This window comes from Candidatus Oscillochloris fontis, assembly GCF_004138135.1.
GTDB lineage: Bacteria > Chloroflexota > Chloroflexia > Chloroflexales > Chloroflexaceae > Oscillochloris > Oscillochloris fontis.
Genome location: NZ_RYFD01000015.1, coordinates 1 through 13,694 on the forward strand (window position 1 = coordinate 1; position 13,694 = coordinate 13,694).

A 13,694-nucleotide genomic window follows, 5' to 3' on the forward strand; every position below is an offset into this window, starting at 1 on the left:
TGACTGATTTCCCCTTCCATCAATGCGGACAACCCGGTTGCCGTCGTTTGACCGAAGGAGCTAATGAGATAATCACTATAGAGGTCGAACAGTTCATCGTTTTTCATAGTTCAGATTGTAGCATATCCCTGATTTTCTGGGTGCGTAAGGTGAGTTATTATGTTCAGCGTATCTACTCAATCCCTTCTTTGGGATAGATCTTATTCCCGACTACTTTCCGCTATTTGGAAACCTAGATGATGCAGGGATAATTTATTTGCTGATTAGCAACATGTCGAGGATTGGATGGATTCGGTTGCCCGCACGAAATCTTTCGGACAAGTCGCTCGGAGGTATTGCTGTAGCAGTGTTATGTGTAGGTTACCTACTCAATCCCTTCTTTGGAATTGATATCCTTCCTGATCAATTACCTATCATTGGTAATTTAGATGAGGCAGGGATAACGTATGTATTGATGACTATCATGACAAAGAGAGGGTGGATCACTGTACCACAGAAACAGATCGCCGCACAGAATTGATGAGACCTATGGATAATCAGAATGATCTGGCGGTGCTCATCGATTCTATCCGGCAATGGCACCCCGACCGATAACCTGGAGCAAGCCATCTCGTACTATGAGCAAGCGTTGATGGTGCGCACCCGTCAGAACTACCCCGACGATTACCGTGCGCTGCATGAGCGGCTGGCACGCTGCTACAAGCTGCGCACCTTTGGTGAGTGTACAATGAACCAGCGGCAGGCGATTCGCCATTACCTTCAACTGTTGGAGTATCTATCGCGCGATAAAGACCCCCAGAAGTGGGCCAGTGTTCATGGTGAGTTGCTTGAACTCTATTACCACAGTTCGAGGGGTGGGGATCGGGCCGAGACGATTGAGCAGGCAATCTATCACGGACAACAGGCGCTCCAGGTGTACACACCTGAGTCCACTCCAAGCGATTGGGTGTGGGTTCAGAACTGGCTCGCCTCAGCGTATGCCGAGCGGATCGTTGGCGACCAGCAACAGAACCTACAACAGGCAATTGCCTACTACTCCGCGAATCTAGAACTGATAGACCGTCAGGCAAGACCTCGTGATTGGGCAGTGACTCAGATCAACATGGCAGACGCCTATGCGGATCATGTGCGTCAGATCCAGGCCGTTGATCTTGAACGTGCTATCTACCACTATCAGCAGGCGCTCGCATTACTGACACCTGAGACCTACCCGGCAGAGTGGGCGGGCGCACAGTGGCACCTCGGCAAGGCGTATCTCGATTCTGCCTACACGGATCGCGAGCAGTCCCTAGAGCACGCAATCAGCCATCTGACAACAGCGCTGGCGCAGTTCAGATCGCAGAGCACGCCCCGCGAGTGGTTCACCGTACATAATCTGCTGGCGATGGCCTATGGCTTGCGTGTGCAGGGTGATCCGGGCGAGAACCTAGAGCTATCTATCTCGCACTTGGAAGCTGCGCTCGCTGGGTTAGATCCGAGGGATGACCCCGACAACTGGGCGATCATTCATACCAATCTTGCCAAAGCCTATGAGTTGCGGCGGCGCGGCAGCCGGGCTGAGAATATCGAGCGATCCATCTCACATTGCCAGCAGGCGCTGGCAGTATGCTCCCTGGAGCAGTATTCAGATAATTGGGCTGAAGTACAACTCACCCTGGCGATTGCCTATCGTTATCGCATCCTTGATAGCCCTCTGGCGAATATCGAGCACGCTATCGAGCACTACAATCAGGCGCTGGCGGTCTACACACAACCACACGCCCCCGATAAGTGGGCCATGATCCATAATAACCTCGGTGAGGTGTATCGGATCAGGCTTGCCGGCGACCGCACAGAGAATATTGAGCGGGCGATCCTGCACTATGAGATCGCCCTTAGGGTGCGGACACGTGCAGCACAGCCCGAGAAGTGGGCCATGACCAAAAGCAACCTTGGCCTAGCTTATATTGAGCGCCTGCGCGGCGACCTCAGCCAGAATATTGAACAGGCGATCAGCCAGTATCACGAGGCGTTGGAGGTGTATACGAGATCAGCGTACTGCGAACACTGGGGGGTGATCGAGCATAACCTGGGATATGCGTACTCTAAACGATTGGCAGGCAGCAAAGCGGATAATATTGAGCAGGCGATTCAACACTACGAACATGCGCTGGAAGTCCGTACGCGCACGAATCTACCTGAGAAGTGGGCGATGACCCTTTTAGATCTGGGTAATGCTCATATGGAGCGCGAGTATGGTGATCACGCTGAGAATATCCGGCAGGCGATTCGCTGTTACGAGGATGCGCTTCAGGTCTACACATTTCAGGCTTTTCCTACAAGTTGGGCTACGATTCAATACCAACTTGGTCTGATCTATAGTCGCTACCTGGGTAACACACCGGCCATGTCCGAGCGGGCGGCGAACTACTATCAGGCGGCACTGCGCGTCTATCAGCCAGAGGTCACTCCGCATCTCTGCCGCTTGGCGAGCGGACAGTTGGCCAATCTGTTCTTCTCACAACGAAACTGGCCTTCGGCGCTTGCGGCATATCAGACGGCGATGGTTGCCGGTGAGCAGATCTACCGCGCCGGTCTCTCAGTGGAGAGCAAGACATCTGAGATCGCCGAGAATGCTCGGTTTTACCGTCACGCCGCATATGCTGCTGTTCAGGCCGGAGAACTGGCTCAGGCGCTATCAATCCTGGATAGCGGCAAGACTCGCCTGCTGGCGGATACGCTACGCTTGCGTATTCGGCGACCAGATGCTGTGCCAGATGATGTTTGGATTCACTACCAAGAATCAGTAGCTGTGTATCGCGAAACCCAGGCCATGGGCCAGCCGCTGCGAGATAGTGCAAATCAAATTACAAATTCATTTTCAAATATCGATCAGCAAGAATTGACTGAACACTACGCTCTCCTAGAGCAGCGGCAAAGGGTAGCAAATGAGAGCATGAACAGCGCAATAGGCCAGGTGCGTCAGTTCGTGCCGGGCTTTCTGGCTGACTCTGACCTCGCCACATGGCGTGCGGCTTTGCCCGATGCCAGCATGGCTCTGGTAGCGTTCTGTATGACCGACCAAGGCAGTGTTGCGCTCATCGTTACCCACGAGGGTGTTGTTCACGTAGACATACCTAGCTTTACCGAGAGCAACCTTACCCAGTTACTGTTTGGAGAGATGCTGGATCAGACAGGCGTGAGGGGTGGCTGGGTACGCAGCTACTATTCCAATAAAGCCCACTGGTACGATTCGATGGATGCTACGTTGGCGAGAGTTGGCGCGGATCTTCTGGCCCCCGTAGTTGCGATGTTACCACCAACGATAAAGCACCTGATCATGCTTCCCTCCGGTGGTCTATACCTGCTCCCGCTCCATGCCGCGCTTCTGCCAGATAGTGCGCAAACGCGCCTCTGTGACCGATATCAGGTCAGCTATGCACCCTCGGTGAAGGTACTTGCCACATGCTATGTGAGAGCCTCTCACGCAAACGGGCAAGCGCTATTTGCGGTGATCAATCCGCAGGAAGACAGCAATCTGGCATATAGTCCCATCGAAGGTCTGGCGATAAGCGAACTGTTCTCTACGCACAGGATATTCAATGGGCGACTTGGACAAAAAGAGACTGTAAAAACAGAGACCAAACAGTGTACGTATTTACACTTCTCTTGTCATGGAATATATGATCGAAATGATCCGTCTACATCTGGCCTAGCACTGGCAGATAGCCGACTGACACTCGCAGAACTCCAGCAGGAGATCGTAGATCTCTCAGCAGCAAGGCTGGTGACGCTCTCAGCCTGCGAAACGGGTCTAAGCGATGCACACGGTGAACTTGCCGAGGAGTATATTGGCCTTCCCGCCGGATTCCTGACCGCCGGGGTGCCGTGTGTTGTGAGCAGCCTCTGGTCAGTGCCCGATATCTCAACCGCACTCCTGATGGAGCAGTTCTATCTCAACCACCATCGTGATGGGATGAGTATTATCGAGGCGCTCCACAGCGCCCAGAAGTGGCTACGCGAGATGAACATCCGTGATGTCGTGCGTTATGTTGATAAGGCATACCAACAGGCACGCCAATCAGGGGTCACGAAGGAGACGGAGATTCTGCTCTGGACTGATCGGCGCCAGTATAGTCGGTTGGCTGAGCAAGACTCCACGAGCAGTCCGTTTGCACACCCATACTACTGGGCAGCATTTACAGTTAGCGGCGTTTAGCAGAGATCGTCATTTCGATATGTTAGAGTGGGTTCGGGCCGACCTGATAGCCGAACAAGTGGCGGCGCTGCATGAAGCCGGTACGTGGATTGCGCGGATATGGATTCATGCCAAAAGAAAAAATCGCTATGAATAGCCATAGCGATAGGGGCGGTTTGCGGCTTTGGAAAGCCCTGTAATGCAGTTTGGCGACCCCGATTGGGCTCGAACCAACAACCTTCAGCTCCGGAGGCTGACGCTCTATCCAATTGAGCTACGGGGTCTCAACGTCGGGTAGTATAGCGCACAGCACGCGCCGTGTCAATCATTGATCGGCGCGTAGCGCACCAATGCCGCCTGTAACCCTACCTTCTCCGCTGGATGCCAGCCCTGCGGATCGAGGCTGATCTGATGCTGCTCGCGCAGACTAACCGCAAATGCGTCCATGATTGTTGCGGGGGTGGGGCGTTGTGGCACAATCTCATCCAGCCCTACTACCCGTTCCTGCATCTCGCTCACGAGCGCCTGCGCCTCTACAGCGCTAAGTTCAAGCAACTGCGCGAGTGCCGCCCCCGACCAGCGCATATAGACGCCCACCTGGAGCAACATCCCCTGGCGCCGCCGTACCTGCGAAAAGCCGACCAGTTTGCGTCCACCACTCAGAATTTCGTAGGGCGAACGCCCCGCAAAGCAGACCCGCCGCAGCAACAGCGGGAGCGTCTGGCGATCTTCACGCGCTTCGGCAATGCTCACCATGCTCGCCGCAACCCCCAACTGTGCCAGGGTCGCCAGCCACGCCTCGCCGAGCCAACGATAGGACTCGCTCACATCCGAGATCGCTAGGTGATGCCCGGCAGGTAGCGCGATGTCTTGCATTAGCAGATCGGGGCCGAAGAGCACCGCACTGCCCCCACTTGCCCGTCGGTGCAGCCGTACCCCCGCCGCCGCACAGGTAGCGCGGTTGATCTCGTGCAATGCCTGACCCGATCCGATTACCAGGGCGGGGGTTGGTGCGTGGTACCAGCGCAGCACGGGTTGCCCGATCTCACTCAGCCCCACCAGCATCGCCTCGGCGGACGCCAACTCATGTTGGGCGTCCCCGTCACTCTGCGGTAAAAATCGCCAGGTCTGCATTATGTCCTCATCTTCATGGCCATAGTTGTGCCGCTAACCGTTCCGCTGCCGCACCACGTCCAAATACCAGCAGGATGGGCGTTGCGCCATCCGGCTCGTAGGGCTGGTGGGGCAACCTACGCCCCGCTGGCCCCAAGGCTTCTAATGCCGCCGCTTGTGCCACTGGCGAAGCAGTGACGGGAAGGAGGAGCAGAATCGGGCCATCGCTGGGCAATCGGTCACCTGTATAGGCGTAAAGAGGAAGCCCATACCCCAAAAACCGTACCGTATCGGTGGCCAAAAACTTATCGGGGGTATAGACCTGTACTGCCTGGAGTTCAGGATCGTGGCTGCGGTACGGTGCTTGTAGCGCTTGGCCCAACGCAGTCTCAACCAGATCAAATTCGCCATAAACCCGCGCATCAATCCGCATCTGGCCGAAGTAGAGCCAGCTATTCATCCCCAAACTGAGGAGCAGCACGAGCGCTGCCCGCAGATACCCCGCCCGGCGTTGGGGCTGGAGAAAGAGGTGATCCAAAGCTAAGCCCGCCAACATACATGCCGGAGCCAGCATCCCCAAGGCGCGCATGGCATGCGGCGCATCGGTACTGAAGACCGCCGGGAGCAGATAGACCGCTGGGATCACCAGCAACGCCAGCCGTTGTGGTTGGTAGGGGCGACGCAGGGCAAGCCCCAACCCCAGTAGCATCAGCAATCCGAGCACCGGATCAACCATGGGCACATCGGGCATGTGGTGACGCCCATTCAGTTCGCCCTGAACATGCCACATGAGCAGGTAGCGCCCGGTATTCTCTAGCACCAACCCCAATGGGGTATGGGTATCCAGATAGTCGGATTTGAGAATCGCAACCTGACTCACCCGTCGGTTGTAGTCGGCATAGTTGTGGAGGATGTAGTTGAGCAGCGGAGCCATCGTCAACAGGCCCACGGTGGCAGCCACCAGCAACCCCGGCAGCGCCCGCAGCCACGCCCGCCGATCAAGCCCCAAGCGCACCAGCACCAGCAGTGCGAGCGCAAGCGGAGCCACCCGCCCGGTGTGGTAGGCGTAGGTGGCGAACCCGGCACATAGCCCGGCCATACCGAGCAGGAGGCTGGAGCGGCGCCAGTTGGCCGCCGGATCAAGGCCGCGCCACGCAAACCCTACCGCTGTCAGCGTCAGCAGATGATCGAGGGTAGCCGGGAAGGCCCAGCGACTCATACTGAGCGCCCAGGACGAACAGGCCAAGAGGGCAGCAGCGAGAAGCGCCGGACGCCGCCCGATCAGTGGCCGCGCTGCCCAGTAGAGCGCCAGCGGTGTCAAGCCCCCGATCAGCGCCGAGACGAGCCGAACCGTCCAGACCTGGGGGCCAAGCAACCCCAGCACCGGGGCCATCAGGTAGAAGAGCAGTGCCGGTAGATCGGCCCCTTCGGCCACATAGACTGGGCGGTAGGCGGGGTCGTTCCAGATCTTGAGTGCCTGTAGCCCATGGCGCGCCTCATCGCGCCATAACGCCAGCGGTTGCCCGTCGAGGTTGACGAGGCGTAACCCCAAGCTCACCCCCACGATCAGCAGCAGGATGATCGGCGTTACCCGGACTTCCGTTTCACCCTCGCGCAGTGCGCTACTGCCCACCCACACCCCCAAGCCCAACCCAAGCATCCCGACTGGCCAGGGCAGGCCCGCCCGCATAGCCACGAGGCACCCCAAGGCCACGCCCAGCCACGCCCAGGCGAATCGTGGCCGCGCCGTGATCCATGCCCGACTGGCCCGTAGCCCCTCGGCGATCTGGAGGGTGAAGATCAAGCCGAGCAGCGGCAACAGCGGCCACCACGGCCAGCCCAACGTGGGCAGAAGGTAACTCGCTAGGGTTGGATTCGCACTTGCCCAACCCATCACCGGCACCGCCAACAAGCCCACGCCCCACGCCCAGCCACGCCGCCCGGTGAGGCGCAGCACCAACAACCAGAGGATCAACGGCAGGCTGAGCAAAAAGATACTCCGCACCAGCGGCGGCAAGAAGAAGCGTTCAGCCGTTGGTTGGGCCGCAATATCAGCCAGCGCCACCCCCAAAGGACGCGGATCATTCCTCGGTTGAAATGGCGGCACGTGGAATAGCAGCGCCGTCTCTCCATATGCCGCTGTAGGAACGAGCAGATGGTACCGTACCCACCCACGACCAGACGGAAGTTCACCAAGATCGCTCTGAAGTGTGGGTGAAGTAAGCTGAGGTGTCGCCACCCCTTCAGGACGGGGTGAGGTCATACGCAACGAAACAAGTGCGGCGCGACCATCAAAACCGTACAGGTAGATCCCAAACTGCCCTTGCGACCAACGGTAGGTTTCAGAATCATTCCGCTCAAGCGGAAAGACCTGCACCAGATAGCGCAAGATGTCGGGATCATCAACCCGGAGCCGAAATCCAGGAGTAGCCTGGATTGATCCTAGCAACAGCGCTATGCAGGTAAGGAGCAATAGTAGAGCCGGGGCAAACAGCGCCGCCCAGCGGCGCCGATGCCACCCCGACTCTCCAGCAAAGAACAGAGGCATGCCAGATCCCGTACTTCAATCCGTCAGGATGCTATTCCTTGGTCGAAATATTCAAGAAGATATAGGCCGGGCAAATGCCAATCGAGGCCGTACCAATCGCAACGATGCCCACCAGCGCAAAGAAGACCTGCCAGGCACCACTCATGAAGATCAATGCACTACCAAGAAAGCAGACTCCCAAGACCAAGCGTAGTACGCGATCCAATGAACCCATTTTGAACAGATTATCCATACCGATCTGCCCTCCTCGCAGATACCATCGGCAACACACCACCCCTGCGCCTATGATGCAGTGGCGTCACAGCGGGTTACATTATACACGCCATCACTGATTCGCTAATCATGGTGTGCGCTTATCTCCTAGATGGTGTACACTAAGGTACTCGTACACCTCCAGGCAGGAGGAAACCACCAAGGACGTTGTTATGCCCACCACCTCAATCCCACACACGCTCACACCGCTGCCGAAAGCTCCGAGCGGTATCAATGGCATTGATGTCATTACCGATGGCGGTCTGCCCCGTGGGCGGCCCACGCTGGTCTGTGGTAATGCTGGCTGTGGTAAGACATTGTTGTCCATGGAATTTTTGGTACGCGGGGCCATGGAGTATGGTGAGCCGGGGTTATTTGTCTCGTTCGAGGAGACTCGCGAGGAACTGATTAGTAATGTGAGCGCCCTGGGCTTCGATCTGGTTGACCTGGAACAGAAGAATCTCTTCGCGGTCGAGTATATCTTCCTGGATCGCAATGATGTCGAAGAGGTCGGTGATTACACCCTCGATGGCCTCTTCATTCGCCTCGGTCATATCATTGAGCAGATCGGGGTGCGGCGTATCGCCCTCGATACTATCGAGGCGCTCTTCGGTGGCCTTCAGAACGAAGGTATTGTGCGCGCCGAGCTACGCCGCCTCTTCCGCTGGCTGAAGGAGCGTGGCATCACCGCCGTCGTCACCGCCGAACGCGGTGAGGGCACCCTCACCCGCCACGGGATCGAAGAGTATGTCGCCGATTGTGTCATCTTGCTCGATCACCGCGTCCATGACCAGATCTCCACCCGCCGCTTGCGGGTCGTCAAGTATCGTGGCTCCACCCATGGCACCAACGAGTATCCCTTCCTGATTGATACCAACGGCCTGACGGTGGTGCCGATCACCAATCTCGACCTCAATCATCATGTTACCAATGAACGGGTCAGCAGTGGAGTAGCCGCGCTTGATGCGATGCTGGGTGGTGCCGGATATTATCGCGGGAGCACAGTTCTTCTTTCGGGTACCGCCGGTACCGGCAAATCCAGCCTCGCATCAGCCTTTGTTAGCGGCGCATGCGAGCGGGGTGAAACCGCCCTCTTTGTCGCCTTTGAAGAATCACCGGCCCAGATCACCCGCAATATGGGTTCGATTGGGATCAATCTGCACCGCAATATCAAGGCCGGGCTACTCCACTTCCACGCCATCCGCCCGACGACGGGAGGTCTCGAATTGCACCTCGCCATGATTGCCGACCGCATCATGCGCCTCAATCCCCATGTGGTGGTCATTGATCCCGTCACCGCTCTGATGAGCCAGGGCTTTCATGGTGAAGTGCGCGCATTGCTCACCCGCTTGATTGATCTCTGTAAGCAACATAGCGTGACGCTCTTGCTCACCAGCCTGACTGGCCCCGGCCAAGACCCCGAAGGTACCGATTTGGGGGTCTCATCACTGGTTGATACGTGGCTATTGGTACGCAACATTGAAACGAACCATGCCCGTACCCGTGGTCTCTACATTCTCAAGTCACGCGGTATGGCCCACTCGAATCAGGTACAGGTACTCCAACTCTCCTCAGATGGAATCAGCCTTGAGGAAGATGTATGATGAACGAGCAAGCATCTCAACCCACCACAACTTGGTGCCTGCGACTCTATGTTGCTGGAAAGACCCCGCGCTCCATCAAGACCCTCGCCAATCTGCGTGCGATCTGCGAGGCCCACCTCGAAGGTCGGTATACTATCGAAGTGATTGACTTGATGCAGAATCCCCAGTTAGCGAGTCAGGATCAGATCCTCGCGCTGCCCACGTTGGTACGTAAGCTCCCGCCACCCATCCGTAAGGTTATTGGCGATCTCTCCGATACTGAGCGGGTTTTGGTTGGGCTAGAGATTGATTCCCTGGGGTGATTGAGCTTCCCGGAAGTTCAATCACCCCAGCCTCCGTTACCCCTCCACCAACGAACGATACAACTCTAGCGTGCGTACCGCGATGGCATCCCAACTGAAGTGCGCTTCAACGCGCTCGCGCCCCGCCGCACCAAACCGCGCCTGGAGCGCAGGGTCACGCGCCACCCGGTTGATCGCCGCCGCCAGATCCGCCTCGAAGGCCGCCGCATCCACCGGGGTGAAGGTGCCTGGCTGGAGTTCCAACGGTACCAGGATGCCGGTCTCCTCTGGAACCACCACCTCCTTGATCCCGCCCACCGCCGAAGCCACCACCGCCGTCTCACAGGCCATGGCTTCCAGGTTGATGATGCCGAACGGCTCATACACACTGGGGCAACAGAAGACCGCCGCGTGCGAGTAGAGTTGGATCACATCGGGGCGCGCCAGCATCTCCTGAATCCAGATCACGCCGGGGCGCGTGGCACTCACCGCCGCCACACCCGCCTGCATCTCGCGGGCGATCTCTGGCGTGTCGGGTGCGCCCGCGCACAGCACGACTTGGAGTTCGGGGTCAATCTGGGGGATGGCGTTGACGAGGTGGATGATCCCCTTCTGGCGCGTAATGCGGCCCACAAAGAGCACGAAGGGTCGCGTAGGATCGATCCCGTAGCGCGTTAAGGCTGCGGTGGTTTCGGCCTTACGGTACTCGGCCAGATCAATCCCGTTATAGATCACATGCACCTTCTCCGGCGCAATCTGGAAGTGGCGTAACACATCCTCACGGGTCTCCTTCGAGACCGCAATGATCGCGTCGGCCTGCTCTATCGCCGTGCGCTCCATCCACGAACTCAGATGGTAGCCGTGACCCAGTTGCTCCACCTTCCAGGGGCGCAATGGTTCGAGCGAGTGGATGGTCAACACATACGGGATGCCCCACAGCTTGCCCGCCAGCAACCCGCCCATATCGGTATACCAGGTGTGGCAATGCACAACCTGAGCATCAAGCGTATCCTTAGACATCATCAGCGAGCGGTTGAAGGCATCAACCGCGCCCACATAACGTGGATCGGTGTTGCGCTTCACCTCGTCCCAGAGCGGGTAGCCGCGCACCGTAAGATGCTCGCCATCCACCTGCTGATCACCAAAACAGCGTACCTCCACATCCACCAACGTGGCCAACGCACGACTCAGATATTCGACATGCACCCCGGCACCACCGTAGACATTCGGCGGGTACTCATTGGTGAAGAGGGCCACCTTGTTCAGTTCGGTCATGCAACACCTCATGGCTGAGAGAATCACGCCACCTCAGTATAAACTATCCGACCAGACTCCCCAAGGCTACTAGCCCAAATGCCAGGATGATCAGCCCAGCCAGCACATTCACCCAACGCAAGACCTGCGGGGTCACGCGGCTGCGCAGCAGGCTCACCCCACCACTCAGCAACAACCACCAGAGCGCCGAGCCACTAAACACCCCCACCACCAACATGATCCCATCCACATAGCTCGCCACCCCATTCGCTGCCCCCATCCCCGCAAAAACCGCCGCAAACGAGAGGATCGTCGCCGGATTGGTAATAGTCAGGGCGAAGGTCGAGACATACGCCCCCAGCAGGCCGCGTGCCCGCGCCTCCGCTGGACGCTCGGCGGGAGCCTCACGCAGAGTACGCACTCCCAAGTAGCAGAGGAAGATCCCGCCCACGAGGCGCGTCCAAAAGCTCATGCCCGTGAGCACGTTGGCAACCGTCGTCAAGCCGAGTGCCGCAATTGCCCCATAGATCAGATCGGCGGTTGCCGCACCCATCCCCGACGCAAACCCGGTAGCGCGGCCATCAGCCAGCGTGCGCCGAATACACAACACCCCAATGGGCCCGACTGGAGCCGCAATCGCAAACCCGATCAGCATCCCGCGCAACAAAAAGCCCCACTCCAACATAACACCCCTCCTTCAAGGGTAAACAAAAACACCCGCCGGGAATAACCCAGCGGGTGTGAGATCAGCGAAATGCACCGCGTCAGATCGCCCTACCTCCCAACCACTGGGAGCGGCGCTGCTGCTGGCAATTGCTGATCATGACATGTCGCATGGCGCAGAGTATAGCATACTTCTAGGAACTAAAGCGCACCTCGTAGGTCGTATTGGTCGCATCCGCATTAAACACCACCAGATAGTAGTGCGACCAATCGTCATCATACACGCCACACGTGTTGGCATCCAAACTACTACAGATCAGCCGCCCATCCTCGCGGTAGAGCAATGCCGCACTACTGCTCGATGCACTACGAAAGATCAGCCGCCGTTGCTTCACATCAGTACTTGTATTATTGATACGGTAGAGTTGCGCTGCGTTGGCTGCCAGCGGCACCCCCACAAGATTGAGGCTATCAAAGGTGCTCTGCATGGATTGATTGATCAGCAGAGTGAAGAGCGCAGCACTCCCTGGATACTCCATGCTCACCTGTACCTCAGCACTACTCTGCGGGGTACAGATCGCCATGCCACTTGATTCGAGACTATTGATCAGGTTGCTGCCCCCTGATCCGGTTGGGCAACCAACACTGATCCGAGGAAATGCATTGAGAGAGAAGGGAGCGACCTGAATCGCCCCCACCAATAGCGTGCTACCACTCGTTATACTGAGCCGATACTGGCCACCCTCTTCGCTACTCAGCCCCACTTGGCCAGGATTCAGACTCTCAGCCGTCGCAACATCACGCTCCCGCGTATGGATCTCTACCTGAGAGATACTGTTGCCCAACTGCTTTATGTCTTGGAACAGATCAGCATTGGGTGATGGTGGGCCACTACCTGAACACCCCCATAAGAAACCGAGCATACCGACAAGGAGCATACGTTGAATGCGGTGCATAGCAACTGCCCTTCGAGAAACAACCCTAGGGTTGTACAAAGTCCACACCATAGGTATAACTGATATCGCCAGTATTCAGCACAACCAAGTAATAGTCGAAATAGTCCCCATTCTGATCATAGGTCTGGCAGGTCTGAGGTGCCAGAGTGCCACACATCAGGCTCCCATCTGAACGATAGAGCAACGCGGCCGCCCGATAGCTGAGCGAAGGCGTGAAGACGAGGTTGCGTTGAGTGAGCGAGTTGTCGCTATTCGACATGAAGAAAGTCTGGATATGACGTGGCGCAGAATAGAGATTCTCAAAGAGTAGACTATCAAAGGTTGTAGCGATTGAGGAGTCTAAGCGATGGACAAAGAGCGCATAGCTTACCGCCGATTCGCTACGACTCGTCCCTTTCAGGGAGATGGTCACGGTCACATCAGAGCCGGTACTCGATGCGGGGCGACAGTAGATAGCCTGACTATTCTGGGCCGTTATGGTCTGGGTGGTGCTCAGCATTGGGCAGGTGACTGCCACTTCAGGCGGAGCCGCTGCACCTGCTGGAACCTGAATGGCATCCACATTGATCGCCCCAACGATAATCTGTTTACCACTCGGAACCACTACCGTATACGTAAGCACCGTATTCAGATCAATATCGCCCTTCACAACCCAACCGAGACGCAGATTTGGTTCGTAGACAGCGCTAGGTTGCGCTGCAACACCATTCGGAATAATAACAGCAAGCGCCAAGAGCAGCAGCACGATACTCCCACGTAACCAGGGTTTGAGACTAGAAAGTTGAGACATCATCGTACCCCTTTCGTTCGTATCCGTGACTACCAATATGGTCGCTGCTATTGTAG

At 57.1% G+C, this 13,694-nt stretch carries 10 protein-coding genes and 1 tRNA gene; 3 read left to right on the forward strand and 8 right to left on the reverse strand.

From position 1 onward, the window contains the following. The first annotated feature begins 541 nt into the window (after window positions 1–541). Complete coding sequence (locus tag EKD03_RS07700) at window positions 542–4,198, forward strand: CHAT domain-containing protein (RefSeq protein WP_129629264.1); 3,657 nt, start codon at window positions 542–544, stop codon at window positions 4,196–4,198. Between the two features lie 186 nt (window positions 4,199–4,384). Here EKD03_RS07700 and EKD03_RS07705 read toward each other — a convergent pair. The 4 genes from EKD03_RS07705 to EKD03_RS07720 all read right to left on the reverse strand — a co-directional run bounded on the left by EKD03_RS07705 (window position 4,385) and on the right by EKD03_RS07720 (window position 8,070). Continuing rightward, a tRNA-Arg gene (locus EKD03_RS07705) sits at window positions 4,385–4,461 on the reverse strand. Between the two features lie 37 nt (window positions 4,462–4,498). Beyond that, entirely contained in the window at window positions 4,499–5,311 is an 813-nt protein-coding gene (locus EKD03_RS07710; protein ID WP_129629266.1) for a lipoate--protein ligase family protein, read from the reverse strand. Window positions 5,312–5,324: 13 nt separating this feature from the next. Then, window positions 5,325–7,838: an ArnT family glycosyltransferase gene (locus tag EKD03_RS07715; protein WP_129629268.1), complete on the reverse strand. Its 2,514-nt coding sequence runs from the start codon at window positions 7,836–7,838 to the stop codon at window positions 5,325–5,327. 31 nt (window positions 7,839–7,869) lie between these two features. Then, complete coding sequence (locus EKD03_RS07720) at window positions 7,870–8,070, reverse strand: YgaP family membrane protein (protein WP_202976777.1); 201 nt, start codon at window positions 8,068–8,070, stop codon at window positions 7,870–7,872. A gap of 193 nt (window positions 8,071–8,263) precedes the next feature. On the opposite strand from EKD03_RS07720, the gene kaiC reads away from it, so the two are divergent. Together kaiC and kaiB are read left to right on the forward strand one after the other, a co-directional pair. After that, window positions 8,264–9,694 (forward strand): circadian clock protein KaiC, encoded by a 1,431-nt coding sequence (kaiC, locus tag EKD03_RS07725; protein WP_129629270.1) that lies wholly within the window; start codon window positions 8,264–8,266, stop codon window positions 9,692–9,694. Further along, a complete protein-coding gene (gene kaiB, locus EKD03_RS07730) occupies window positions 9,691–9,996 on the forward strand; it encodes a circadian clock protein KaiB (protein WP_238613436.1) in 306 nt (101 codons plus the stop codon). Before kaiC ends, kaiB begins: the two co-directional genes overlap by 4 nt. 36 nt (window positions 9,997–10,032) lie before the next feature. Here kaiB and glgA read toward each other — a convergent pair whose 3' ends face one another. From glgA to EKD03_RS07750, 4 genes are all read right to left on the reverse strand, one after another. Beyond that, complete coding sequence (gene glgA, locus EKD03_RS07735) at window positions 10,033–11,250, reverse strand: glycogen synthase (protein ID WP_129629272.1); 1,218 nt, start codon at window positions 11,248–11,250, stop codon at window positions 10,033–10,035. Between the two features lie 43 nt (window positions 11,251–11,293). Then, a complete protein-coding gene (locus EKD03_RS07740) occupies window positions 11,294–11,914 on the reverse strand; it encodes a LysE family translocator (protein ID WP_129629274.1) in 621 nt (206 codons plus the stop codon). 172 nt (window positions 11,915–12,086) lie between these two features. Then, entirely contained in the window at window positions 12,087–12,848 is a 762-nt protein-coding gene (locus EKD03_RS07745) for a hypothetical protein (RefSeq protein ID WP_129629276.1), read from the reverse strand. A 25-nt stretch (window positions 12,849–12,873) separates the two neighbouring features. Continuing rightward, window positions 12,874–13,641 (reverse strand): hypothetical protein, encoded by a 768-nt coding sequence (locus EKD03_RS07750; protein WP_129629278.1) that lies wholly within the window; start codon window positions 13,639–13,641, stop codon window positions 12,874–12,876. Window positions 13,642–13,694 lie beyond the last annotated feature (53 nt).